Source organism: Pseudonocardia lacus (genome assembly GCF_018531445.1).
Classification (GTDB): domain Bacteria; phylum Actinomycetota; class Actinomycetes; order Mycobacteriales; family Pseudonocardiaceae; genus Pseudonocardia; species Pseudonocardia lacus.
Genome location: NZ_JAHDTH010000010.1, coordinates 34688 through 60170, shown reverse-complemented (window position 1 = coordinate 60170; position 25483 = coordinate 34688). Strand labels below are relative to the sequence as shown.

The window sequence follows — 25483 nt, the reverse complement described above, 5'->3', positions numbered from 1 at the left end:
CCGGTCAGCGCGGGCAGACCGGCTCCTGCGGGCGGTCGGGCAGGTACCGCGCCCACTCGGCCGGGTCCAGGTCGCGCCCGACGATCCCGCACAGCCGCTCGCGCAGCGCGGGCACGTCCAGGTCCCAGCGCAGGACCTCGCCGGTGTAGGTCGTGGCGACCAGGCCCGTGCCGCCGGCCCGGAACCCGACCCCGGTGATCAGGGTCCAGCCCAGCACCGCGCGCTGGGCCAGCGTCGTGGTGTCCGACAGCACGATGGTGCCGGCCGTGTCACCCGAGGCGAGGGTGCGCCCGTCCGGGCTGAACGCCACCCCGGTGACCCGCTCGCGGTGCCCGGGCAGCACCGCGAAGCCGTCGCCGCCCGCGGCGTCGAGCGTCCACAGCGCGACGCGCCCGTCCTTGCCGGCCTGGGCGAGCCGAGTGCCGTCCGGGCTGAACGCCAGCCCGGTCGTGCCGAGCCCGATCGAGCCGCCCAGGCTCCGGATCCGGGTGCGCGCCGCGACGTCCCACAGGCCGACGCCGTCGACCGAGGCGGCGGCGAGCGTGCGCCCGTCCGGGCTGAACGCGACCGCCACGCCCCCCGGCAGCGCCTGGTCCTGCAGGGCGCCGACGCGGGTCGCGGAAGCGACGTCCCACAGCTCGACCCGACCGTCGAACAGCCCGACGGCCAGCGTCGCGCCGTCCGGCGAGAACGCGGCCGCCACCGCGCTCACGTCCGAGCGCAGGACCGCCTGCTGTTGCGGGTAGGCCGCGCCGAGGCGCCACAGCACCGTGGCGCCCGTGCTGTTCGCGACGGCCAGCAGGGACCCGTCGCGGGTGAACGCCACCCCGTTGACCTGGCCCTCGCCGGGCAGCACCTGGTCGGGCTGCGGCGCTGCGGGGCGCACGTCGCGCAGCACGGTGGTGCCCGTGCCGTCGCCCGTCGCGACCAGGTCGCCGCCCGGGTGCACCGCCATCGTCAGCACCTCGCCCAGCGCGGCGCCGACCGGGGTGGCGCCGGGACGGGCCGGGTCCCACACCGCGACCGCGCCGTCGTGCGAGCCGGACGCGACCGTGCGCAGGTCCTGGCTGACGGCGACGGCGGTGACGTCCGCCAGCGGGCCGACGACCTCCTGCTGCTCCCCGGTGACCAGGTCGACGCTCAGCAGCGCGCCGTCGCTGGTGGTCGCCATCAGGACCTGGTCGTCGAGGAACCGCAGGCCGTCGATGCCGGTGCCGTAGCCGGGCACGGTGGCCAGGACCAGGCCGTCGTGGACCTGGCGCACCTCGACCGAGCCGGCCTCGACCCCGCTGTAGGCCGCGACCGTGCCGTCCGGGCTGAACGCGATCGACGTGCTTCCGGGCGCGAACCCGTCCCAGACGTCCACGGTGGCCCCGGTGGCCGCGTCCCACAGGGTGATCGAGCCGTCGGCGGCGCCGGCCAGCAGCAGGCGCCCGTCGGGGCTGAACGCGAGGGCGGAGACCGCACCGCCGATCCCGGGCAGCAGGAAGCGCTGCCGGCCCGCGACGCTCTCCCACACCACCACCTCGCCACCGCGGCCGCCCTGGGCGACCAGCCCGCCGTCCGGGCTGACCGCGAGGCTGCGCGGGATGTGCCCGGAGGCGAGCACGGCCCGCCTGGTCCGGCCGGGCACGTCCCACACCGCGACCTCGCTCGCGCCGACGGCGTACAGCGTGCGGCCGTCGGGGCTGAACGCGATGTCGCCGTCGACGGCCCCGACCAGCTCCCCCGCCGGGCTGCGGCCGGGCATCCCCCACAGCCGCACGACGCCGTCGGCGCCCGCGGTCGCCAGCAGGTCGCCCGCCGGCGCGAAGGCCACGTCCTCGACGCGGTCGGCGTGGGCGTCGAGGTAGCCCAGCACCTGCTGCTGGTTCTCGGCCGCCCGGACCAGCGCGTCGCGGCCCTGGTCGGTGTCCGCGACAGCGGCCCCGGCCAGCGCGAGCAGCACCGCCCGCTGCGGGTCGAGCGCGAAGAGCTCGTCGGACTGCGACGCCGCCAGCCGGGCCAGTGCCTCGTCGCGCTGGCGGGCGGCCTCGACCGCGTTGCCCACCGAGACCACCACGGCGATCACCACCACGGCCACCGCCAGCACCAGCGCCGTCCAGCCCACGTCGGCCCGTTGCGTCCTGGCTCGCCCAGCGTCCTCGGCCGTCACGATCGGTGCTCCCCCCGAGACCCGACGTCGCCGACCCGGATGATCCGGGGCGACCCTGCCGTCACCCTACGGAGTCGGTCCCTCCGGAACCCGGGGGCCCGCCGCTCGTCGTGCGACGAGGCGCCGGCCGGACGTAGCCTCGGGGGATGACCGTCGCGCGGATGCTGTTCGACTTCGACGACACCTACGCCCGCGACGTGCCGGCCCTGTCGGTGCCGTGGTCGGCCGCGCCCGCGCCGCACCCGGAGCTGCTGGTGCTCAACGAGGGGTTGGCCGCGGAGCTGGGGGTCGACCCGGCCGCGCTGCGCGAACCGGCGGGCGTGGCGCTGCTGACCGGCCACGGCCTGCCCGACGGGGTCGTCCCGGTGGCGCAGGCCTACGCCGGGCACCAGTTCGGCGGCTACGTGCCGCGCCTGGGCGACGGGCGGGCGCTGCTGCTCGGCGAGGTGACCGACACCGCGGGCCGGCGCCGCGACCTGCACCTCAAGGGGTCCGGCCGCACGCCGTTCGCCCGCGGCGGCGACGGCAGGGCGGCGGTGGGGCCGATGCTGCGCGAGTACCTGATGGGCGAGGCCAACCACGCGCTGGGGATCCCGACGACGCGGGCCCTGTCGGTCGTCGCCACCGGCGAGGAGGTGCTGCGCGAGGAGGGTCCGCTGCCCGGTGCGGTGCTCTGCCGCGTCGCCGCGAGCCACCTGCGCGTCGGCACGTTCCAGTACGCCGCCGCCTCGGGCGACCTGGACGTCCTGCGGGCCCTCGCCGACCACGCCATCGCCCGCCACCACCCCGCGGCGGGCGACGGGCCCGACCGGTACCTGCGGCTGTACCGCCACGTCGTCGACGCCCAGGCCGAGCTCGTCTCGCGGTGGATGCTGGTCGGCTTCGTGCACGGCGTGCTGAACACCGACAACACCACGATCTCCGGCGAGACCATCGACTACGGGCCCTGCGCGTACATGGACGCCTTCGACCCGGCCACCGTGTTCAGCTCCATCGACCACGCCGGCCGCTACGCCTACGGCAACCAGCCCGGCATCGTGCAGTGGAACCTCGCCCGGCTCGGCGAGGCGCTGCTGCCGCTGATCGACGCCGACGCCGACGCGGCGGTCGAGGCCGCGACGGCGGTCCTGAGCGGGTTCGCCGAGACCTACCGGCGGCACTGGGCGCGGGGCAGCGCCGCCAAGCTCGGGCTCGCCGAGCCGGACCCGGACCTGGTGACCGACCTGCTGGAGCTGATGCGCGCCCAGCGCGTCGACTTCACCACGTTCTTCCGGGCGCTGTCGGCCGGCACCGCGCGGTCGCTGTTCGCCGAGCCCGAGCCGTTCGACGCGTGGGCCGCCCGCCGCGAGGCGCTGCTGCCGGCCGACCGGGCCGCCGTGGCCGCGGCGATGGACCGGGTGAACCCCGTCTACGTCCCGCGCAACCACCTCGTCGAGCAGGCGCTCACCGAGGCGACCGCGGGCGACACGACCTCGTTCCGGCAGCTGCTCGACGTGCTGGCCCGCCCCTTCGACGAGCGGCCGGGCCTGCAGCGCTACGCCGAGCCGGCGCCGGCGGGCTGCCCGCCGCACGTCACCTACTGCGGCACCTGACCCCACCGCGGGGGAAGATCCGGTGGTGAACGGCTCTTCCCCCACCCCCGGCACCCCCGCCGCGACCACCCTCCCCGACGGGCGGGTCCTGGCCTGGACCTCCTGGGGGCCGGAGACCGGCCGGACCGTCCTGTACTGCCCCGGCGCGGGCAGCAGCGGCTCGCTCGGCTTCGGCACCGACGACCTGCACGACCTCGGCGTCCGGCTGGTCGGCATCGACCGCCCCGGGCTGGGCCGCTCCTCACCCCGGCCCGGCCGCACCCTGACCGACTGGTGCGACGACGTCGCGCACCTCGTCGCCGATGTCGGCGCCGGGCGCGGCGCCGACACCAGCGACGTCCGCGTGGTCGGCTTCTCCCAGGGCGCGGTCTTCGCCGCCGCCCTCGCCGGGGCCGGCACCGTCCGGGCGGCCGCGCTGGTGTCCGGGCAGGACGACCTGGCGGCGATGCGCGAGCACCTGGTGCCCGAGGTCCGCGCGATGGTCGACGCGGTCGCCGACGACCCGGCGGAGTTCGAGCGGGAAGTGCCGCGGTGGGCCGGACCGGACCTGCTGTGGGACCTCACCGTCTCCACCAGCGGCCCCGTCGACGCCGCCCGCTACGCCGGCGCCGACTTCGCGCCGGCCTACCGCACCGCCCTGGCCGAGGGCTTCGCCCAGGGACCCGCCGGCTACGCCCGGGACCTGGTGCTGGCCCTCGGGCCATGGCCGGTGCCACCCGAGGGGATCGCGGTGCCCGTCGACCTCTGGTACGGCGCCCTCGACACCAGCACCGTGCACTCCCCCGACCACGGCCGCACCCTCGCCGAGCGCTTCCCGCGCGGCCGCCTGCACCTGCTGCCCGAGGAGGGGGGCTCGCTGCTGTGGACCCGGTCCCGCGACGTCCTGGTCACGCTGCTGGGCGCCTGAGCCCCGCTCGGGGTGCCGGACGGGCGCCGTCGTGATCTGCTCGGCGCACCCACGTGTCGACCGGAGGCAGCAGTGACCGACCCGACCACCGTCTCCGCCCCGCCCACCGGGGAGAACCCCCACCCCGCCCCCGCCGAGACCGAGGTGACCCCGGTGCCCGGCGACGACCTCGCCCGGTCCCGGGGCACCGACTTCTTCCACGTCGAGGAGCACCTCGACGCCCGGGAGCGGGAGGTGCTGCGCCGGGTCCGGGAGTTCAGCGACGAGGTCGTGGCCCCGGTGGCCAACGACTACTGGGAGCGCGCGGAGTTCCCGGCGCCGCTGCTGCCCGCCTACGCCGCGCTCGGGGTGGCCGGCGGGGCCCTGGACGGCGACGGCTGCCCGGGCCTGTCGCCGCTGGCCGAGGGCATGGTCACCGCCGAGTTCGCGCGCGGCGACGGCAGCGTCTCGACCTTCCACGGCGTCCACTCCGGGCTGGCGATGACCACCATCGGGCTGCTCGGCTCGGCCGAGCAGCGACAGCGCTGGCTGCCCGACATGGCCGCGGTGCGTCGGATCGGGGCGTTCGCGCTCACCGAGCCCGAGCACGGCTCCGACGTCGTGCGCCTCGACACCCGCGCGCACCGCGAGCCCGACGGCTCCTGGACCCTGCACGGCCGCAAGCGCTGGATCGGCAACGGCACCGTCGCCGACGTCGTGGTCGTGTGGGCCCGCGACGACGACGGGCAGGTCGGGGCGTTCGTCGTGGACCACGCCGACGGCGCGGGCGATCCGGTGCCCGGGTACGCGGCCCGCCGGATCACCGGCAAGACCGCGAACCGGGCGGTCTGGCAGGCCCAGATCGAGCTCGACGGCGTGCGCGTCGACGGCGACTGCCGCCTCGAACTGGCCCGCAGCTTCGCCGACACCAACCGGGTGCTGGCCAAGTCGCGCCAGACCGTGGCCTGGGAGGCGCTCGGGCACGCCGTGGCCGCCTACGACGCCGCGGTCACCTACGCCCTGCGCCGCGAGCAGTTCGGCCGCCCGCTGGCCGCCTTCCAGCTCGTGCAGGACAAGCTCTCGCACATGCTCGCCGACATCACCGGCATGCAGACCATGTGCGTGCGGATGTCGCAGCTGCAGGAGCAGGGCCGGGCCGCGCTGGAGCACGCGGCGCTGACCAAGCTGGCCACCGCCTCGGCGGCCCGCCGGGTGTGCGCGATGGCCCGCGACGTGCTGGGCGGCAACGGGATCCTGCTCGACCACCACGTCGCCCGCCACCACGCCGACATCGAGGCCGTCTACACCTACGAGGGCACCGACTCGGTGCAGTCGCTGATCGTCGGGCGGGCGATCACCGGGATCAGCGCGTTCGCGTGAGCCTGCGCTAAGCTCGCGGGGGTCGACCCGCACGGACGCCGTTCGTCCGGCCGCGGTCGACCCAGTGCGGTGGGTGACAACGACCTTCGACGGTCGCCGCCGGGCATGTCACGGAGGAGCCACTCGGCCCTCGTCCCGCGACACCCACCCACCGCCCGACCGCAGCACTGTGCGCGGACGGTCCGTCATCGACGGCCGTGCCGGGCACGCCGGAGGAGGAGTTAGTGGCTCGACGAGGCCAGCCCCAGACCAGGGCTCGCCGGAACGCCCCGAGGGATCGGCGACGCGGCCGCGACCGCGACGACGTGATCTCGGTGGCCGCCCGCGCCGTCCGGGAGGTCGAGACGGCCATCCGCAACGGCCGGGTGTCCCCCACGACGCGCACCAAGTTCCAGGTCGTCGCGCTGCTGCTGCGCGAGGAGCGCGCCCGGCTCCGCGAGGACGCGACCGCCACCGAGGCGCACCGCACCGAGCAGCTCAAGCGCCTCGACGGCATCGCGACGATCCTGGCGAAGACCGCCGTGCGTGATTCCGACCTCATGGCGCTGCTCGCCGAGGACGCCGTCGTCACCGACGCGGCCAGGTCGCTCAAGCGGGAGATGCTGCGCGAGGCCGGCATCGAGACCGCCCCCGAGCCCGTCGCGGCGGTGGAGCGCCCCGACGCCGAGCCGGCCAAGCACCGGGTCGTGCCGCAGTCGGTCATCTCGCGCCAGCTGGCCAACCCCTTCCTGGCGCCCGACCGGGCGGTCGTCCGCCAGAGCGCGCCGCGCGCGACGCGGCTGGCCAGCTGGGAGCTGATCGGCCCGCTGCTCAGCTCGTTCGAGCGCGCCGGCGCCGGCACCCCGGCGTGCATGGACCTGCCCTTCCCGACCTCCCGCTTCACCCCGCCCGGCCTCGAGCTCATGCCCCACCAGGCCCAGCTGGTCGCCGCGGCGTCCGCCGGGCACCGCACCTTCCTGCTCGCCGACGAGCCCGGCCTGGGCAAGACCGCCCAGTCGCTGCTGGCCGCGGAGGCGGCGAACGCCTACCCGCTGCTCGTCGTCGTGCCGAACGTCGTCAAGACCAACTGGGCGCGCGAGGCCGGGCTGTGGACGCCGCACCGCACGGCCACCGTGATCCACGGCGACGGCGACTCGATCGACGGCTTCGCCGACATCGTCGTCGTCAACTACGAGGTGCTCGACCGCCACGTCGGGTGGCTCGGTGACTTCGGCTTCCGCGGCATGGTCGTCGACGAGGCGCACTTCATCAAGAACAAGGCTTCGCTGCGCTCGCGCCACGTCCTGGAGCTCTCCGAGCGCATCCGGTCGTTCACCGCGGACCCGCTGCTGATGGCGCTGACCGGCACCCCGCTGATCAACGACATCGAGGACTTCCGAGCGATCTGGCAGTTCCTCGGCTGGATCGACGAGAAGAAGCCGCTCGGTGAGCTGATGGCCGCCCTCGACGCGACCGGCCTCACCCCCGCCGACCCGGGGTTCTACACCTCCGCCCGCAAGTGCGTCGTCGACCTGGGCATCGTCCGTCGGCGCAAGGTCGACGTCGCCGCGGACATCCCGGCGCGGCGCATCGCCGACCTGCCCGTGGAGCTGGACGGCGCGGCCGGCCGGTCGATCCGCGCCGCCGAGCGCGACCTCGCGGCCCGGCTGGTGTCGCGGTACGAGGCCGCCCTGGCCGGGCGCCGGTCCGACGCCGGCGTCGTCGGGCTCGACGGCATCGACCACGAGCTCGTGCGCAAGGTGGCCAGGCGGGAGCTCAAGGAGGCGAACTCGTCGCCGTCGGGCGACAACGTGTTCACCATGATGCGGCGCATCGGCCGGGCCAAGGCCGGGCTCGCCGCCGACTACGCGGCCCAGCTCGCCCGCAGCGCGGGCAAGGTGGTCTTCTTCGCCAAGCACGTCGACGTCATGGACGACGCCGAGGAGCTCTTCACCCGCCAGGGCGTGCGGTTCTCCTCGATCCGCGGCGACCAGACGCCCGGCGCGCGGCAGAAGAACATCGACGCCTTCGTCGACGACCCCGACGTCGCGGTCATCGTCTGCTCGCTGACCGCGGCCGGTGTCGGCATCAACCTGCAGGTCGCCTCCAACGTGGTGCTCGCGGAGCTGTCCTGGACGGCGGCCGAGCAGACCCAGGCCATCGACCGCAGCCACCGCATCGGCCAGGACCAGCCGGTCACGGCCTGGCGCATCATCGCCGCGCAGACGATCGACGCCCGCATCGCCGGGCTGATCGACAGCAAGGCCGGCCTGGCCGCCCAGGCGCTCGACGGCTCCGAGGAGGAGGTCGGCGCGTCGACCGACGTCCAGCTGGAGGCGCTCGTCGCGCTGCTGACCGAGGCGCTGGCGACACCGGCGCGGCTGGCCGGCTGACCGGGGGGCCGCGATCAGCCCGGCGCGCCGCGGCGTCGCGGACCGATGGCCAGCAGCGCGGCGTCGTCGTCGAGGCCGTCGCCGAAGTCCTCCAGCAGCGCGGCGATCGCCTCGACGACCGTGGCCGGCGGGGCGGGCGCGAGCGCCCCGGCGAACCGCAGGAGGTCGTCCTCCTCGTAGCGGGCGCCACCGTCGACGCGGGCCTCGATCAGCCCGTCGGTGTAGAGCAGCAGCGTGTCGCCGGGCACGAGCCGCAGGTCGGCCCGGGTGAACCGGGGCTCGGGCACGGCGCCGACGAGCTGGCCGCCGACCAGGTCCACCACGTCGACGGCGCCGTCGGCCCGCAGCACCAGCGGCGGGGGGTGCCCGCCGGAGGCCAGCACCATCTCGACCGCCTCCCCCGCCGTGCGCAGGACCCCGTAGACGACGGTGCAGAACTTCGGGTTGCCCCGGTCGTGCTCCTGGGCCAGCACGGCGTCGAGGTTGGTCAGGACGGCGACCGGGTCGGGGTCGTGGGCGGCCGCGGAGCGCAGCGTGTAGCGCGTGAGCGAGGTCAGCGCCGCGGCGCCCGGGCCCTTGCCGCAGACGTCGCCGAGGAAGAACCCCCACCGGTCGCCGGGCAGCGCGAACACGTCGTAGAAGTCGCCGCCGACCTCGTCGGCCGAGGCCGGGTGGTAGTACGCGGCGGTCTCCACGCCCGCCACCTCGGGCAGCCGGGGCGGCAGCAGCGTGCGCTGCAGGACGGTGGCCAACCGCTGGATCCGCTCGCGCTCCCGGTCGGCCTCGCGGCGGGCCTGCAGCAGCTCGCCCTCGTAGGAGCGGCGGTCCCTGGCCTCGAACACCACGAACCGGACCCGGGACGGCCCCGCGCCGTCCCCCGCCGACACGACGGCGGACACCAGCACGGGCAGCCTGCCATGCGCCGTGCGCAGCTCCAGCGCGAACCCGCCCACGGAGCCCTGCATGGCCAGCAGCGGCGCGATGTGGGTCTCGTAGTGGATGCGCCCACCCACCGTGAGCAGGTCGGTGAACCGCCCCCGCCCGACCAGCTCGGCCCCGGTGCGCCCGACCCAGCCCAGCAGCGTCGCGTTGATCCGGACGATGGTGCCGTCGGGCAGCGTCGAGAGCAGGCCGCACGGCGCGGCCTCGTACAGCTCGGCCGAGCGGGCCTGCTCGTCGAGGACCGCCTCGACCAGTTCGGCGCCGGGCCCCCTCACGGTTCGGTCGGCCCCGGTCTCACGGCCGGGCCCCGACGAAGGACAGGATCGCGGCGGCGGTCTGCTCGGGGGCGCTGAGCTGCGGGCAGTGCCCGGTCGCGTCCAGGGTGACCAGCCGGCTGCCGGGGATGTGCTCGTGGACGTAGGCGCCGACCTCCGGCGGGGCGATCGCGTCCTGCGCGCACTGCAGGACCAGCGTCGGCACCGCCACGGTCGCCAGGTCGTCGCGGCTGTCGGACAGGAACGTCGCGCGGGCGAACACCTGCGCGATGCGCGGGTCCATCCGGCAGAAGCTGTTGGTCAGCTCCTGGCCCAGCTCAGGGCGCTCCGGGTTGCCCATGATCACCGGGGCCATGGCCGCCGACCAGCCGAGGTAGTTGCTCTCCAGCGACTCGAGCAGCTCGTCGATGTCGGCCCGGCTGAAGCCCCCGCGGTAGCCCTCGTCGTCGATGTAGCGGGGCGAGGGCGTCACCAGGACCAGGCCCGAGACGCGGTCCGGCTCCAGGCCGGCGGCCAGCACCCCGATCATGGCCGCCACCGAGTGCCCGACGACGACCACGTCGCGCAGGTCGAGCTCCCGGCAGATCGCGGCCATGTCCTCGGCGTACCCGTCCAGGCGCGAGTAACGCTCGGCGCTCCACCCGGACGCCGGCGAGCCGCCCGCGCCGGGGAAGTCGAACAGCACGAGCCGGCACGTCCGCGCCAGGATCGGCTCCACCAGCCGCCACATGTGCTGGTCGCAGCCGAAGCCGTGGGCGAGCAGGAGCAGCGGGCCGTCCTCGTGCCCGGTCACCCGTACGCGATGCCTGTTCGCCACGTCCATCACGACATCCTGTCACCGACCCTCCTCCCGCCGGGCGGGGTGTGCGGGTGGCACCCGGCATACTCCCGCGCGTGGAGCTGCCCGATCCGGCGCTGGTGGTGCTCGTCGGGCCGGCCGGAGCGGGCAAGTCGACCTGGGCGGCGTCGCGCTACCGCGAGGTGGAGGTCGTCTCGTCCGACGCGCTGCGCGAGCGGGTCGGCACCGGCCCGGCCGACCTCGACGCCACCACCGAGGCCTTCGCCGTGCTGGAGGCGGTCGTGGCGGCCCGGCTGCGGCGCGGGCTCACCACCGTCGTCGACACGCTCGGGCTCGACCCGCGCCGGCGCCGGGACTGGCTCGCCGCGGGCCGCGCCACCGGGCTCCCCTGCGTCGCGGTGGTATTCGACACACCGGGCGCGCTCTGCCGGGCGCGCAACCGGCAGCGCGACCGGCCGGTCCCCGCGCCCGCGCTGACCGCCCAGCTGCGCCGGATGCCGGAGGTGTCCGCCGAGGTCGCCGCCGAGGGCTGGGACGTGGTGGTGCGCGAGCGGGGTGGTCCGGCGCCCGCCGCGGCGGCGCCGGCGCCCGCCGCCGCACCAGCGGGAGCCCGGCCGCTGTTCGCCGAGCCCGGGCGGCTCTCGTTCGTGCTGCAGGTCTCGCGCTTCCCGTGGGGCGACGACCCGGCCGCGTGGCTGCGCGCCGTGGCCGTCGCGGCCGAGGGCGCGGGGTTCGCCGGGCTGGCCCTGATGGACCACCTCATCCAGATCCCGCAGGTCGGACGGCCGTTCGAGGCGATCCCCGACCCGCTCGTGGCGCTGGGGCTGCTGGCCGGCGCGACGACCACCCTGCACCTGGGCACCCTGGTCTCGCCGGTCACCGTGCGCCCCGCCGGGCCGCTGGCCAAGGCGCTGGCCACGCTCGACGCCCTCAGCGACGGGCGCGCCTTCTGCGGCCTGGGGGCGGGCTGGTGGGAGCGCGAGCACGCCGCCCACGCCCTGGCCTTCCCCTCGCCGCGCGAACGGCTGGACCTGCTCGAACGCGCCGTCCCGACGCTGCGCGCGCTCTGGGCACCGGGCACCGGGCCGGCGGCCGGGCTGCCCGAGACGACCTGCTACCCGCGCCCCGTCGGGGCGCTCCCGATCATCATCGGCGGCACCGGCCGGCGGACGCTGCGCATCGCGGCGACGGCGGGCGACGCCTGCAACGTGCCCGCCGACCGGGTCGCCGACGTCGGCGAGCAGAACCGGATCACGGTGCTCGACCTGCCCCTGCTCGGCGACGACCGGGAGCACGTCGCGCGGCTGGTCGAGCGGCTGCGCGGGCGGACCGGCGCGGCCGCGTTCGCCGCCCGCCACCACGCCGGCACCGCCGCCGAGCACGTGCGCCGCTACCGCCTCCTCGCCGAGACCGGCGTGCGCACGGCGTTCGTGTCGCCCCCCGACCTGGCCGGACCCGACGACGTCGCGCGCTGGGCGCCGGTGACCGCCGCGCTCGCGTGACCCGCGGGGACGCCTACGGTGTTCTGGTTTATGGCGAGCCTGGACAGTGCCTTGACTGTTGGTAACTGATCGCCCTTGCGTAGCAACCCCAACGCAGTCCCTGGCGAACCTGGCGGACCAGTCGCAGGTAGGGCGACAACCCGGAGTCCTGCTCCAGCCGAACGTGATCATCCGCGCTCCTCGCGCCGCCCGGTACGGCCGAGCCATCCCGCGACCGCGCGAACCGTGCGCGGTCCGTAGTCCTCGGCGAGGAACCGGGGCAGGTGAGCGTCGTAGCTGCCGAGCCTCACCCCGGCCTGATCGAGCGCATCGAGCAGCCGCTCGGTGGGCGTGCGTCTGTAGTCCGGCATGGACAGCCGACCGGGCTTTGCTCGCTTGGCGCGGGCGATCCAGCCCGCGATGACCTGGATCTCCGGGACTCCGGTGTCTCCGGTCAGCAGCCGCACGGCTCCCCTGTCGAACGCTCGGATGTCCACTCCGGCGCCCTCCAGGGCGCCGAGCAGCCACGTGGCGGCCCGTGCCCGCAGGTCGGGCCCGGACATCCCGGCCGCTCCGCCGAGAAGCTGCCACAGGTCCAGCGGATCCGCGTCGAACGGCCCCAGCGGCACGGCATCCCGGTGGTAGAGGACGTGTCCCGCTCCGCCGGTGAGAAGGCGAGATCCGTCGGTGATCTGTGAGTTGTCGAGGATCAGCTTCATGGTTGGTTCTCCTGGTCGGTGACGCAGGAGAAGCAACCGCTGATATGCACTCGCAGTACGCACGCGACTACCACCCGCACAAAAGTGCGGGTGAACGATGATCGGTCAGGAGCGGCGCGGAGCGCCGACGGTCCTGGCCAGAGCGGCCGGGTCGAACCCGGCGACCACCTCCGGGCCAGTGCCAGACCGTACGGGTTCGGGCTCGCTGACCAGCCCCGTGGTCGGGCTCACGAACCGCGCGCCAGCCTTGCCGAGCGTGGCGAGGTGACCCAACCAGGCTGGATGCCGCCACAGCCGGTCGCTGACCATGAGCACGAGTGTCAGCGGCGTACCGACGGCGAGAGCGTCGACGAGGACCCCGGCGGCGTAGGTGTCCATGATCGCGGTTCCTGCCTTGCTTGCGGTGTTCATCGTCAGCGGGCAGGCGACCACGGCGGCCGGTCGCGGTCCGCTGGCCTGGTGAGCGTCGCGCTGCTCGAACAGCACGGGGCGACCGGTCACGACCTGGATGGCATCGACGTCCAGCCAGCCCTGCGACGCCGGTGACGCGACTACGGTGACGGTCCAGCCGATCGCGCCAAGCGCCGCGGCGACGTCGGACGCCCGGGCGGCGAGAGGAGCACCGCACACGACCAGCGTCAGAACGTCGGTGGCGGCGTTGGTCACGGTGTAGCTACTCCAGGGCTCCAGCGCGGGCGGCCAGGTCGGTCAGCGTCCGGGAAGGCTTCTTCCGCTGCCGCCCCAGCATCTCGCGCAGGGTCTCACGGGCCATCACGTTGTAGCGGATCGCCTCCGGCGCCGCTCGCTCCGCCTCCAACAGGTGCAACGTTGCCTCCGCATCGCGCTTGCGCTGCGACTGCGCCCATGCCAGATCAAGATTCACCTGCGCACGACGACTGCTCAAACCGGGCGGCAGCCGTCCGATGTCGACCGCACTCGCGGCGGCGAGCGCTTCGGCTGGGTCACCGAGTTCGGCGGCGACGGACACCCGGTGGATCGCCACGTTGGTCGGCCCGAAGGCGGTCCAGGCATGGTTTGCGTCGGTCCCGAGTGTTCCGGCGAGGGTCTCGGCGTGGTCGAGTCGCGCCCATGCCTGTGCCCGGTCGGTCCGGCGAGCCGCGATCACGGCCGCGATCAGCCACAGCGCACCCGTAATCGACAGCAGGGACGGGTCATCGGCGCGCACGCGCGGAGTCAGCCGCTCCGCCATCGTGACGGCCAATGTCTCCGCCTCATCGGTCCGGTCCGACCGCAGCAACGCGCACACGACCTGATAGATCGCCATGCCTTGCGCGGCGAACGAGTCGAGCGTTCCGGCCGTCATCGCGGCCCGGTCGGCGGCGACCGCCGCAAGGTCGGCAGATCCGAGCTTGGTCAACAGCTTGGCACCGGCCACGTAGACCGAGACGTAGCCCAAGAGCTGCCCACCGTCGCCGTTCGCGGCGATGTGAACCTGATCGGCGGCGACGAGCAGCTCGGGCAGCTCCCGGATCACCCGACTGTAATTCGCGGCCTGGTACTGCATGTGGATGTCCGCTGCGCGGGCGTGCAGAGCGTCCGCCGACAGCGGGTCATCACTGTCGACCGCGCCGGTCAAGGCGGTATAGCGGACAAGCACCCGGCGGATGCTGTCAAGATCGTCGATGAGCGTCGTTCCGTTCGGAGCGTACTGCCACGAACGACCCGTCAGGGCCTCCACGTCGACGTGAAGCACGTTCGCCATGTCGAGCAGAACCGAAAGACGATCAACCGACCGTACTCCGCGCTCAACCTGCGAAAGCCACGACTCGGACCGCCCCACCAAGCCTGCAAGCGCGGCCTGGCTAAGCCCTCGTCGACGACGGTACGCAGCAATGCGCTGTCCGGTCGTTGCTGGCGCCACGTCGCCGACTATCTCACGAAGTACAGCGGCACGCCAAGACGCTACTGAGGAACCGCAAGGCATACGCGAGTGCAACCCCACCGGTCGGCAGACGTCGGCGTTCGGCGTTACTTGTTCGATTACCAGTTGAGATACACCGCAAAATCGTCTACAACTGCGGTAACAATTTCCTGCGCCTCGTCAAGTGTGCGCCTCACTCCGAGATCCGTTCCATCGAATGTCCAGCGAACGGCGGTCATCCGCTTAACGGCCACACCCGGCGCAACATCTACATTCTCCGAGGCCAGTTCAGCGGGAACTCGGATACTCATGCCGCCCGGCAGTCCGACATCAATGAATGGAATCTCATCCAGTACATGCGGAACCAACCGCTTGTGCTTAAGATCGTTGACTTGAGCGGAAAGTTTCATCATCCACTCATGTCCAGGTTGATAAGGTTGATGCTTCTCGAAAAGAGCGGTAACGTCTGGCCTGGAGGACTCGACACCCGGTAGATTCTTTCTCATGACCTTCAGCCATTCAGATGGCGTCGGAGCAAGCGGGTAGTAGCTTCGCTTTCCCGACTCACCAAAGTGGCCGACAGCCTCGTGCGCAATGTACTCCAAGGCGGACCGCTGGTTCTCAAGTATGTTCTTGACCTTGACCTGAATCTTAGCAAGCTCGCTTTCGTCAGCCACATTCCGGCGCTTGAGAGAAAAGTGCAACAGTTCGCGAACCTTTCCGATTTCAGAAGCGCTGTCCGCTAGTAGCGCCCTAGCGCCGTCGAGCGGCTGGCCTGTCATGGTGACCTCTAACGTACGTCATGTAATCTGACAATTTGCCTGAATGCGTTAGCGCGAACCAATCTGCGATGCTGATAGCGAATCGCCTGAGAGGCAATTCGCACGCACCTCGAACGAGTTCCGCCTTCAACGGAGTCGAGGCAACCCCTCCTAAGCGACGCTTAGGCTCCCGACACTGCTCCCGGCGTGAGAGAGGGCCTGATGACACCTTGACGGTAGAAGCGCCATCAGGCCCGACTCAACTACTTCTTGTGCTTGGTCTTGTCGACGAGCTGCCAGGTCTTACCCGGCGCACTCGATGGCGGCAGCGGCTTACCCTGAATGGCTGTCACTTCTGAACCGCCGCCAGTCGGCCGATACTGTCCCGACTTCGGCGCCGGAGTCCCAGGCTTGATGCCCTTGCCCTTTGCCATGGCCAACACCTCCCTCCCGAGCTGGACGACCAGCCACAGGTGAGGGAGGACACCGTCATCCAGCCACAACCCGTTGTAGGGTGGAGAGGCTTACCAGGCAACTCCGGCCCCGACTGGGCAGTCAGACCCCGGTCGGGGTCTTTGCTTGCTCGTGTCGATCATACCGCACGGGGCCGACATCCCCCACATGTTGTGGCGCGTGGGGCCCTGGCCACAACATGTGCCACGAGGAACAAGTGTTCGAGTCTATCAGGGCTGTCGCTCGGTTTCCCTGTGAGCCCTGATCATGCGCCGTGTGGGCCCTCGGCGGGCGATCACCGTCCTTCCTGCTCCTTCCGAGTGACATAGTCGATGCTGGTGAGGCATGAGTGCGCGTGGCGTCACCGGGCGTCAAAGTGTGTTGAGGCGAGCCTTGACTGGTCGAGCGAGAGTCGTCTCGCTCACCCCGCATCGTGCTACGCCCCGTGCCGGAGGAGGTGGGCCGCGGCGTGGTCGATCACCGCGTCGGTGCCCGCGGCGGTCATCTCGCCGGGGACCAGGACCAGCCGGTCCACGCCCGCCTCGGCGTAGCGGCGGGCGTCGTCGGGGGTGACGAACGGGTCGGGCGGGGTGATCGTGATCTCCAGCCGGGGGGCGTCGGCGCCCCGCAGCCGCCGGCGCGCCTCGTCGAGCCGGGCGACGGCCTCGCCGGCCTGGTCCGGGGTCAGCTCCCACCCGAACCACCCGTCCCCGACCCGGGCCGCCCGCTCGATCGCCGCCCGCACGTGCCCGCCGACCACGATCGGCGGGTGCGGGCGCTGGACCGGCCCCGGGTGCTGGACGACCCCGTGCAGCGACACGAAGCGCCCGTCGTGGTCGCGGTCGTGGCGCCACAGCCCGAGCACGACGTCGAGGTGCTCGTCGGTCATCGCGGCCCGGTCGGCCCGGCCGACCCCGAAGGCCGCCAGCTCCGCCTCGACGTACCCGACGCCGATCCCGACGACGAGCCGCCCGCCCGACAGCACGTCCAGCGAGGTGAGCTGCTTGGCCAGCAGCACGGGCTGGCGCTGGGGCAGCACCAGCACCCCCACCCCGAGCCGGACCCGCTCGGTCACCGCGGCCAGGTACGTCAGGACGGTGAGCGCTTCGAGCCGGGGCTCGGTGGAGCTGTCGGGTGCGTCGTCGGGCAGCGCGATGTGATCGCCCACCCACAGCGACTCGAACCCGAGGTCCTCCACCCGCCGGGCCGTCCCGGCGAGCCGGTCCGGCTGCACGTTCGCACCGCGGTGCAGGGCGTACAGGGCGTACTTCATCGGCGCCGTCACCGGTACAGCATGGCAACACCCCGGCGGCGGACGCACCGCCGACGTCGGCACCGCGGATATCCTGCGAAGATCCGGAGCGACGGCAGGGGCGAGGTCATCATGAACCGCGAGGTGGGCGACCGGTGAGCGTGCTGTCGAGGCTGGGCGGCCTGATCGCCGACGCCGCGTTCGGGCTGCCGCTGCGGGCCACCCCCTACTCGGTGCGCCACGACGTCGCCGTCCCCATGCCCGACGGGGTGTCGCTGCTCGGCGACCTGTACCGCCCGAGCCGGGCCGCCGACGCCCTGCCGGTGGTGCTCGTCCGCCTGCCCTACGGCCGGGCCGGGCTGATCGCGCAGGCGTTCGCCGCCCCGTTCGCCCGCCGGGGGTTCCAGGTGTTCGTGCAATCCACCCGCGGCACGTTCGGCTCCGGCGGCCACTTCCGGCCCTTCACCACCGAGCACGAGGACGGCCTGGCCACCGTGGCGTGGCTGCGCGCGCAGCCCTGGTGCGACGGGCGGGTCGCGATGACCGGCGGCAGCTACTTCGGGCACACGCAGTGGGCCGTCGCGCCCTACGCCGACCCGCCGCTGGTCTCGGTCTCCCCGCACATCACCGCGGCGCGGATCACCGCGGCGTTCTACGACCACGGCGCGCCGGGGCTGCACAACGCCCTGAACTGGTCGGCCCAGATCGGCCGCCAGGAGGCGGGCGGGCTGCCCGCGCCGGTGCCGAACCCGCGGGTCGACGCCCGCCTGCGCCGGGCGCTGCGCAGCCTGCCGCTGCAGGCCGCCGATACGGCCGTCGCCCGGGCGCCGGTGGCCTTCTGGCGCGACTTCACCTCCCACGCCGAGCCCGGTGACGAGTTCTGGTCGGTCGCCGACCACGAGCGCGCCGAGCTGTCCCGGATGCCGCCGGTGAGCATGGTGACCGGCTGGTGGGACCTGTTCGCCGCCGAGCAGCTGAAGGACTACGCCCGGTTGCGCGAGGCGGGCGTGCCCGCCCGGATCGCCGTCGGGCCGTGGCTGCACGCCGAGCCCGGCGAGCTGCGGGAGATCGTCCGCACCGACGTCGCCTGGCTGCGCCACCACCTGCAGGACGGCCCGGCCCCCACCGGCGCGCCCGTGCGGCTGCACCTGCAGCACGCGGGCCGATGGATCGAGTCCGAGACCTGGCCGCCCGCGCGCAGCCGGCCGGTCGAGCACCACCTGCGCGCCGCGGGCGGGCTCGACGAGCAGGCCCCGACGACCGACGCCGAGCCCAGCCGGTTCACCTACGACCCCGCCGACCCGACCCCGACGGTGGGCGGCCCGCTGCTCAGCCCGCCGGGCAAGCAGGCCGACAACCGCGCCGTCGAGCAGCGCCCCGACGTGCTCGTCTTCACCGGGCCGGTGCTCGCCGCCGACCTCGACGTCGTCGGGCCGGTGCGCGCGCTGGTGCACGTGCGCCCCGAACTGGAGCACGCCGACGTGTTCGTCCGGCTCTGCGACGTCGACGCCGACGGGGTCTCGCGCAACGTCGTCGACGGCATCCGCCGCCTCGACCCCCGCACGGTCCCCGCGGCCGACGTCACCGTCGGCGGGGACGGTGTCCTGGCCGTCGACGTGGAGCTGTTCCCCACCGCCTACCGCTTCCGGGCGGGGCACCGGCTGCGGGTGCAGGTCAGCGGCGGGGCGTTCCCGCGGTTCGCGCGCAACCCCGGCACCGGTGAGCCGCTGGGCGCGGCGACCGCGGTCCGCCCGTGCCGGTTCGAGGTGTTCCACGACGCGGCGCACCCGTCGCGCGTGGTCGTCCCCGTCCTGTCGTAGCCGCGCCTGCCCTCAGCCGTCCAGGGCGGCGTGCATGCGGACCAGCCGCTCCTTGCGCTCGGCCCGCAGCCGCAGCGCCGTATCCAGGTCGACCTCCACGAACTTCGTGCGCGTCCGCGGCGCCGACTGGGCGACGACGTCGAGGTCGCCCGACAGCACCGTCGCGACCATCATGTAGCCGCCGCCGGACACGGCGTCGCGGTGCAGCACGATGGGCTCCACCCCGCCCGGCACCTGGATGGAGCCGATCGGGTACGGCGAGTCGACGATGTTCGACGGGTCCTGGCCTGCCCCGAACGGCGGCTCCCGGTCGACGGTCTCCAGCTGGCCGCCGGTGTAGCGGAAGCCGATCCGATCGGCCACCGGGGTCAGCGTCCACTCGGTGTCGAGGAACGCGGCCCGGCCGCGGTCGGTGAGCCGGTGGTCGTAGAGGCCCATGACGACCCGGACCTCGACCTGCTTGGACAGCGCCGGGCGCAGCCCGACGGGCAGCACCAGCCCGGCCCGCCCGGCGGGGCCGGACCCGACCGGCAGCACGTCGCCCTCGGTGAGGGGGCGGCCCTCGACCCCGCCCAGCGCGCCGAGCGCGTAGGTGGAGCGGCTGCCCAGCTTCTCCTCGACGTCGATCCCGCCCGCCACCGCGAGGTAGGCGCGTGCCCCGGCCTTGAGGTAGTCGAAGCTGAGCACGTCGCCCTCGGCGACGTCGAAGGACTCCCACACCGGGCGCTCGTCGCCGTTGACCTTCGGCGCGATCGTCGCGCCGGCCACCGCCACCGTCGCCGGGCCGGTGAACGCCAGCTCCGGTCCCATGTAGACGATCTCCAGCACGGCGGCGTCGCCCGGGTTGCCGACCAGGGCGTTGGCGCAGGCCAGCGAGTACTGGTCGAGCGCGCCCGAGGGCGGGATGCCCAGGTGGTAGTAGCCGGAGCGGCCGCCGTCCTGCACGGTGGTGGACAGGCCCGGCTTGCGGACCTCGATCGTGGTCACGCGAGAACCTCCAGCAGGCGCTTGTTGTAGCCGTCGGGGTCGTCCAGGAACGGCTGCAGGTCGAACCCGACCGGGCGGTTGGTGATGCGGAACTGCCCGGCATCGGCCTTCGCCGCCAGGTCGTCGTACTCGTCGCGGTCGATCGGGCGGAAGCGCACGATGTCGCCGGGGCGCATGAACACCATGTGCTCGGCGAAATCGGGCTTGGTCTGGGTCGGGTCGTAGATCGGCGCCGGGGTGATGCCGAACATCTGGTAGCCGCCCGCGCCGCGCACCGAGTAGATGCAGGAGAAGCAGCCGCCGTAGCCGACGGTCTGCTTGGGGGTGTCGGTGCGCGGGCGCAGGTACTTCGGCACCAGGATCTGCCGCTCCCGGGGCACCATCTGGTACTTGAACGGCAGCCCGGCCACGAACCCGACCATCGAGGTGAACCAGGGCGAGCCGGAGTGCACCGCGATGAACTCCTCGACCGAGCCGTAGCCGTTGATCCGGGCCGCGTACTCGATGTCGGTGGCGTCGGGGTCCTGGTGGCGGTCGCGGAAGCGCAGCAGCGTCTCGGTGGTCCAGGGGTCGCGGTAGAGCACCGGGATCTCCACGACCCGGCAGTCCAGGGTGACCCCCAGCGCGTCGCCGACCCGGTCCTCCAGCTCCTTGAGATGGGCCAGGAAGGCGTGCGGCTCCAGCACGTCCGGGTCGTAGCGGACCTGGTAGGAGGCGTTGGCCGGGCAGATCTCCAGGACGCCGTCCGGCCGCTCGGACCGCAGCAGCCCGGTGATGGCCATGGCCTTGAAGTTGGCCTGCAGGCTCATCTCCTCGGCCAGCTCGACGAACACGAACTCGTCGCCGCCCCAGCTGTACCGGGCGCCCCGTGTCGATGACTCGCTGGCGAGCTCGCTCATGCGGTCTCCTTCCGATCGGCCAGCCACTGTTCGAGGGTCCTGGTGTGGAAGTCGGCGGACCCGACCCACGGTTCGTCCACCAGCTCCCGCAGCAGGCCGGCGGTGGTGGGGATGCCGGCGACGGTGAGCTCGTCCAGCGCCCGGCGCGACCGGGCCAGCGCCTCGGCGCGGTCCGCGCCTCAGACGACGACCTTGGCCAGCAGCGAGTCGTAGTAGGGCGGGACGGTGCCGTCGGGCTCCAGCCAGGTGTCGCAACGGACCCACGGCCCGCCGGGCAGGGTGATGCGCCCGACGCTGCCCGGCTGGGGCATGAAGTCGTTGGCCGGGTCCTCGGCGCAGACCCGGTACTCGATCGCGTGCCCGCGCCGCCGCACGTCCTCCTGGGCGAACCGCAGCGGCTCGCCCGCCGCGATCCGCAGCTGCTCGGCGACCAGGTCGATGCCGGTGACCAGCTCGGTCGTCGGGTGCTCCACCTGGATGCGGGTGTTCATCTCGATGAAGAAGAACTCCTGCGACTCGTCGTCGACGAGGAACTCCACGGTGCCGGCCGAGGCGTAGCCGACCTCGCGGCACAGGTCGACCGCCGCCCGCGTCATCCGCTCGCGGACGGCCTCGGTGATGCCCGGGGATACCGCTTCCTCGACGACCTTCTGCCGGCGCCGCTGCAGCGAGCACTCCCGCTCGAACAGGTGCACCGCGGCCGAGCCGTCGCCGAGGACCTGCACCTCGACGTGGCGGGCGCGCTCGACGAACCGCTCCAGGTACATCGCGCCGTCGCCGAAGGCGTTCCGCGCCTCGGTGGTGGCCTGCCCGAACACGTCGCGCAGCGCGTCCTCGTCGTGCACCACGCGGATGCCGCGGCCCCCGCCGCCCGCGGCGGCCTTGAGCATCACCGGGTACCCGATCGCCCCCGCCGCCTCGACCGCCGCGTCGACCCCGGCCACCCCGCCGGGCGTCCCCGGCACGGTCGGGACGCCCGCGGCCGCGGCCACCTCGCGGGCGGCGACCTTGTCGCCCATGCGCTCGATCGTCGACGCCGACGGCCCGACGAACGTCAGGCCCGCCCCGGTGACCGCGGCCGCGAACGACGCCCGCTCGGACAGGAACCCGTATCCGGGGTGCACGGCGTCGGCGCCCGACTCCCGCGCCGCCTCCAGGATCGCCTCGGCGACCAGGTAGGACTTCGACGCGGGCGACGGCCCGATCTCCAGCGCCGTGTCGGCCAGCCGGGTGTGCAGCGCTTCCCGGTCGGCCGTGGAGTGCACCGCGACCGTGTCGATGCCCAGGTCGCGGGCGGCCCGGATGATCCGGACGGCGATCTCGCCGCGGTTCGCGACGAGCAGCCGTCTCACAGCACCACGCTCACGGCGTCTCCACCACCGCCACCGGCTGTCCGGCGTCCACCTCGTCCTCGTCCTCCACCAGGAACTCGACGAGCGTGCCGGTCGCCCCGGCCGGGATCCGGTGGAAGGACTTCATGACCTCGACCAGCCCGATCGGCGAGTCGTCGGTGACGGCGCCGCCGTCCTCGGCGAACGGCGGGCTGTCGGGGTCGGGACGGCGGTAGAACACGCCGGGGATCGGGGAGACGACGTCGTGACGCGGCAATTCGGGCTCCTTCTCTGGCGTCGGCTTCTCGGGCGTGGGCGGTGTCAGTCGTCCAGGTGGGGCTTGAGCACGTCGTGCACGGCCCTGGCCAGCTCGACCGCGTTCGGGGTGTCGGAGTGCACGCAGACCGCGTCGGCGCGCACCGCGAGCTCCTTGCCGTTCTCCGAGATCGCGACGCCCTCGGTGACCGCGCGCAGGGCCCGCTCGGCCGACCGCGCCGGGTCGAACGCCTCGTGCACCCGGGTGATGATCAGCGAGCCGTCGTCGCGGTAGTCGAGGTCGGCGTAGTACTCGCTGATGAAGCCCGCCTGGCGCTCCCCCCACACCTGCTCGTGCACGGTGCCGGACATGCCCATCAGGGGCGCGCCGAAGACGTCCGCGGCGTCGGCGACGGCGGCAGCAACATCAGGATCACGCGCGGACATCCCGTAGAGGGAGCCGTGGACCTTGACGTGGTTGAGCTCCATGCCCTCGGCGCGCAGGAACCCGGACAGCGCCCCGATCTGGTAGACGACCGCGGCGGTCAGCTCCTCGCGGTCGAGCTTCATCTCGCGCCGCCCGAAGCCCTCCCGGTCGGGCAGCGACGGGTGCGCCCCGACCTTCACGCCGTGCCGCTTGGCCAGCTTCACGGTCCGGGTCATCACCCGGGGGTCGGACGCGTGGAACCCGCACGCCACGTTGGCGACGGTCACCCAGGGCATGATCCCCTCGTCGTCGCCGCAGTGGTAGATCGAGTACGACTCGCCCATGTCGCAGTTGATGGCCACCATCGGGTCTCTCCTTCCCCTGTGCTCCCGGCGATCAACCAGCCTGCTCGGTCGCGGCCTTGATCGCCCGCCAGACGGCCTGCGGGGTCGCGGGCATGTCGACGTGGGTGACCCCGAGGTGGGACAGGGCGTCGATGACGGCGTTGACCACCGCGGGCGAGGACCCGATGGCCCCGGACTCGCCGATGCCCTTGACCCCCATCGGGTTCGTCGGCGACAGCGTGACCTGCTGCTCCAGCTCGAAGTTCGGCAGGTCCACCGCCGTGGGGATGGTGTAGGTCGCCAGGTTGGCCGCGGTCGGCTGGCCCTCGGCGTCGAACGTCGCGTGCTCGTAGAGCGCCTGGCCGATGCCCTGGGCGATGCCGCCGTGCAGCTGGCCCTCGACGATGGTCGGGTTCACCACCAGCCCGCAGTCGTCGACGGCGACGTAGCGGCGGATGCGGGTGAACCCGGTCTCGACGTCGACCTCGGTGACGCAGATGTGGGTGCCGAACGGCCAGGTGAAGTTGGGCGGGTCGAACGCCGAGTCGGCGGTGAGGTTCGGCTCCATGCCCTCGGGCAGGTTCGCCGCCAGCGACGCCGCGCCCGCCACCTCCTGGATGGTCACCGACGGCCCGGAGGTGCCGGCCACCGAGAACGTCCCGCCCTCGAACCGCAGGTCGGACTCGTCGGCCTCCAGCAGGTGCGCGGCGATCAGCCGGGCCTTGTCCAGCACCTTCCCGGCGGCCAGGTGCACCGCGGTGCCGCCGACGGCGAGGCTGCGCGAACCGTAGGTGTCGCGGCCGAACGGGGCGATCAGGGTGTCGCCGTGCAGGACCTCGATGTCGTCGGGGTGCACCCCGAGCCGGTCGGCGACGATCTGCGCCCACGCCGTCTCGTGGCCCTGGCCGTGCGGCGAGGTCCCGGTGATCACCTCGACCTTGCCCGACGTCGTCATCCGGACCGTGGCCTGCTCCCAGCCACCGGACTGCAGCCGCACGCCGGCGGCCACCTTCGACGGCGACAGCCCGCCGGACTCGGTGAAGTTGCCGATCCCGATGCCGATCTGGACCTTCTCGCCGGCTTCCCGGCGCTGCCGCTGCTCCGCGCGCAGGGCGTCGTAGTCGACGAGCTCCATCGCCTTGCGCATGCAGGTCTCGTAGTCGCCGGAGTCGTACTGCACCCCCGAGGGCACCGTGCGCGGCTCCAGGAACTTCGGGTGCAGGTTGCGCAGCCGCACCTCCGCCGGGTCCATCCCCAGCTCGCGGGCCAGGTCGTCGATGATCCGCTCGTGGCCGTACGCGGCTTCGGAGCGCCCGGCGCCGCGGTAGGCGTCGGTCGGGGTGAGGTTGGTGAACGCGCCCCGGCAGGTGAACGAGTAGCTGGCGAAGTCGTAGAGCCCGCAGAAGGTGAAGGCGCCGAACACCGCGATGCCCGGGGTGAGCAGCTGCAGGTAGGCGCCCATGTCGGCGAGCAGCTCCACCTTCATGCCCAGGATCTTGCCGTCACTGGTGGCGGCCACCGAGATGTCCTGGACCTGCCCGCGGCCGTGCGTGGTGGCCTGGTGGTGCTCCGAGCGCGTCTCGGTCCACTTGATCGGCTTGCCGGTCCGGCGGGCCAGCACGAGGGCCAGGAACTCCTCGGCGTAGACGTTGAGCTTGGCGCCGAACCCGCCGCCGACGTCCGGGGCCACGACCCGGATCTTGGTGTCGGAGATGCCGGTGCAGGCGGCCAGGATGTCGCGCACGAAGTGCGGGACCTGGGTCGCGGTGTACAGGGTGAACCCGCCGCCGACCGGGTCGGGCACGCAGACGACCGCCCGCGGCTCCATCGGCGAGGCGATCACCCGCTGCTGCAGGTAGGTCCCCTTGACGACGACGTCGGCCCGGGCGAACGCGGCGTCGACGTCGCCGGTGGCCAGCGGCCAGGTGTAGCAGTGGTTGGAGCCCAGCTCCTCGTGCACCAGCGGGGCGCCCTCGGCGAGCGCGTCGGCGACGTCGACGACCGCGGGCAGCTCCTCGTAGTCCACCTCGACCAGCTCGACGGCGTCGCGGGCGGCGGCCTCGCTCGTGGCGAGCACCACGGCGACGCCGTCGCCGACGTGGTTGACCTCGGTCGTCGCCAGCGGCCGGTGGTCGGGGACCAGGATGTCCTCGGTGACCGGCCAGCCGCACGGGATGCCGGCCAGGAACTCGCCGTCGACGTCCGCGGCCGTCAGCACCGCGGTCACGCCCGGGTGCTCGCGCGCCGCGGCCGTGTCGATGCCGGTGATCCGGGCGTGCGCGAACGGGCTGCGGACCAGCGCCAGGTGCAGCGCGCCGGCCGGGGTGATGTCCCCCGTCCACGTCGCGCGCCCGGTCAGCAGGGCGCGGTCCTCCTTGCGCGGCAGGCTGGTCCCGACGTACTTCGGCGCGGTGGCGGTCACGCCGTCTCCCCTCGGCCGAGGAACAGGTGTCCGACAGCGTGATCCACCC

General features: G+C 73.4%; 20 protein-coding genes and 1 pseudogene. 6 read left to right on the top strand and 15 right to left on the bottom strand.

Annotated elements, in window-relative coordinates; genetic code table 11:
* Nucleotides 1-4 precede the first annotated feature (4 nt).
* A complete protein-coding gene (locus KIK08_RS03975; RefSeq protein ID WP_214401591.1) occupies nucleotides 5-2155 on the bottom strand; it encodes a WD40 repeat domain-containing protein in 2151 nt (716 codons plus the stop codon).
* Between the two features lie 146 nt (nucleotides 2156-2301).
* On the opposite strand from KIK08_RS03975, the gene KIK08_RS03970 reads away from it, so the two are divergent.
* The 4 genes from KIK08_RS03970 to KIK08_RS03955 all read left to right on the top strand — a co-directional run bounded on the left by KIK08_RS03970 (nucleotide 2302) and on the right by KIK08_RS03955 (nucleotide 8385).
* Nucleotides 2302-3747: a protein adenylyltransferase SelO gene (locus tag KIK08_RS03970; protein WP_214401590.1), complete on the top strand. Its 1446-nt coding sequence runs from the start codon at nucleotides 2302-2304 to the stop codon at nucleotides 3745-3747.
* 25 nt (nucleotides 3748-3772) lie between these two features.
* Nucleotides 3773-4654, top strand: a complete 882-nt coding sequence (locus KIK08_RS03965; protein ID WP_214401589.1) for an alpha/beta fold hydrolase — start codon at nucleotides 3773-3775, stop codon at nucleotides 4652-4654.
* A 72-nt stretch (nucleotides 4655-4726) separates the two neighbouring features.
* Nucleotides 4727-6013, top strand: a complete 1287-nt coding sequence (locus tag KIK08_RS03960; protein ID WP_308257376.1) for an acyl-CoA dehydrogenase family protein — start codon at nucleotides 4727-4729, stop codon at nucleotides 6011-6013.
* Between the two features lie 305 nt (nucleotides 6014-6318).
* Complete coding sequence (locus KIK08_RS03955) at nucleotides 6319-8385, top strand: DEAD/DEAH box helicase (RefSeq protein ID WP_308257375.1); 2067 nt, start codon at nucleotides 6319-6321, stop codon at nucleotides 8383-8385.
* 14 nt (nucleotides 8386-8399) lie between these two features.
* Here KIK08_RS03955 and KIK08_RS03950 read toward each other — a convergent pair whose 3' ends face one another.
* Nucleotides 8400-9602 (bottom strand): PP2C family protein-serine/threonine phosphatase, encoded by a 1203-nt coding sequence (locus KIK08_RS03950; protein ID WP_308257374.1) that lies wholly within the window; start codon nucleotides 9600-9602, stop codon nucleotides 8400-8402.
* Between the two features lie 19 nt (nucleotides 9603-9621).
* On the bottom strand, nucleotides 9622-10395 hold the full coding sequence (locus tag KIK08_RS03945; protein ID WP_308257373.1) for an alpha/beta fold hydrolase: 774 nt from the start codon (nucleotides 10393-10395) through the stop codon (nucleotides 9622-9624).
* 101 nt (nucleotides 10396-10496) lie between these two features.
* Here KIK08_RS03945 and KIK08_RS03940 point away from each other — a divergent pair, with 101 nt between their 5' ends.
* Complete coding sequence (locus tag KIK08_RS03940; RefSeq protein ID WP_214401587.1) at nucleotides 10497-11903, top strand: LLM class flavin-dependent oxidoreductase; 1407 nt, start codon at nucleotides 10497-10499, stop codon at nucleotides 11901-11903.
* A gap of 167 nt (nucleotides 11904-12070) precedes the next feature.
* Here KIK08_RS03940 and KIK08_RS03935 read toward each other — a convergent pair whose 3' ends face one another.
* From KIK08_RS03935 to KIK08_RS03910, 6 genes are all read right to left on the bottom strand, one after another.
* Nucleotides 12071-12601, bottom strand: a complete 531-nt coding sequence (locus KIK08_RS03935) for a hypothetical protein (protein ID WP_214401586.1) — start codon at nucleotides 12599-12601, stop codon at nucleotides 12071-12073.
* A gap of 105 nt (nucleotides 12602-12706) precedes the next feature.
* Nucleotides 12707-13267, bottom strand: a complete 561-nt coding sequence (locus KIK08_RS03930) for a flavoprotein (RefSeq protein WP_214401585.1) — start codon at nucleotides 13265-13267, stop codon at nucleotides 12707-12709.
* Between the two features lie 7 nt (nucleotides 13268-13274).
* Entirely contained in the window at nucleotides 13275-14483 is a 1209-nt protein-coding gene (locus KIK08_RS03925) for a helix-turn-helix domain-containing protein (protein WP_308257372.1), read from the bottom strand.
* A gap of 119 nt (nucleotides 14484-14602) precedes the next feature.
* Nucleotides 14603-15265 carry a hypothetical protein gene (locus tag KIK08_RS03920; RefSeq protein ID WP_214401584.1) on the bottom strand — a complete coding sequence of 221 codons (663 nt, stop codon included), beginning with the start codon at nucleotides 15263-15265 and terminating at the stop codon, nucleotides 14603-14605.
* 242 nt (nucleotides 15266-15507) lie between these two features.
* On the bottom strand, nucleotides 15508-15678 hold the full coding sequence (locus tag KIK08_RS03915) for a hypothetical protein (protein WP_214401583.1): 171 nt from the start codon (nucleotides 15676-15678) through the stop codon (nucleotides 15508-15510).
* 455 nt (nucleotides 15679-16133) lie between these two features.
* Nucleotides 16134-16982, bottom strand: a complete 849-nt coding sequence (locus tag KIK08_RS03910; protein WP_214401582.1) for a TIGR03619 family F420-dependent LLM class oxidoreductase — start codon at nucleotides 16980-16982, stop codon at nucleotides 16134-16136.
* Between the two features lie 122 nt (nucleotides 16983-17104).
* On the opposite strand from KIK08_RS03910, the gene KIK08_RS03905 reads away from it, so the two are divergent.
* On the top strand, nucleotides 17105-18769 hold the full coding sequence (locus KIK08_RS03905; protein WP_214401581.1) for a CocE/NonD family hydrolase: 1665 nt from the start codon (nucleotides 17105-17107) through the stop codon (nucleotides 18767-18769).
* Between the two features lie 12 nt (nucleotides 18770-18781).
* Here KIK08_RS03905 and KIK08_RS03900 read toward each other — a convergent pair whose 3' ends face one another.
* From KIK08_RS03900 to KIK08_RS03875, 6 genes and pseudogenes are all read right to left on the bottom strand, one after another.
* Entirely contained in the window at nucleotides 18782-19756 is a 975-nt protein-coding gene (locus tag KIK08_RS03900; RefSeq protein WP_214401580.1) for a 5-oxoprolinase subunit C family protein, read from the bottom strand.
* Nucleotides 19753-20655, bottom strand: a complete 903-nt coding sequence (locus tag KIK08_RS03895) for a 5-oxoprolinase subunit B family protein (protein ID WP_214401579.1) — start codon at nucleotides 20653-20655, stop codon at nucleotides 19753-19755. Before KIK08_RS03895 ends, KIK08_RS03900 begins: the two co-directional genes overlap by 4 nt.
* A pseudogene (locus KIK08_RS03890) lies at nucleotides 20652-22007 on the bottom strand (acetyl-CoA carboxylase biotin carboxylase subunit). The gene KIK08_RS03895 and the pseudogene KIK08_RS03890 overlap by 4 nt, the downstream one beginning before the upstream one ends.
* Before the next feature lie 10 nt (nucleotides 22008-22017).
* Nucleotides 22018-22263, bottom strand: coding sequence for an acetyl-CoA carboxylase (locus KIK08_RS03885; RefSeq protein ID WP_214401578.1), 246 nt, complete (start codon nucleotides 22261-22263; stop codon nucleotides 22018-22020).
* 44 nt (nucleotides 22264-22307) lie between these two features.
* Nucleotides 22308-23033 (bottom strand): 5-oxoprolinase subunit PxpA, encoded by a 726-nt coding sequence (gene pxpA / locus KIK08_RS03880; protein ID WP_214401577.1) that lies wholly within the window; start codon nucleotides 23031-23033, stop codon nucleotides 22308-22310.
* A gap of 31 nt (nucleotides 23034-23064) precedes the next feature.
* On the bottom strand, nucleotides 23065-25434 hold the full coding sequence (locus tag KIK08_RS03875) for a xanthine dehydrogenase family protein molybdopterin-binding subunit (RefSeq protein ID WP_214401576.1): 2370 nt from the start codon (nucleotides 25432-25434) through the stop codon (nucleotides 23065-23067).
* Between the last annotated feature and the right edge of the window lie 49 nt (nucleotides 25435-25483).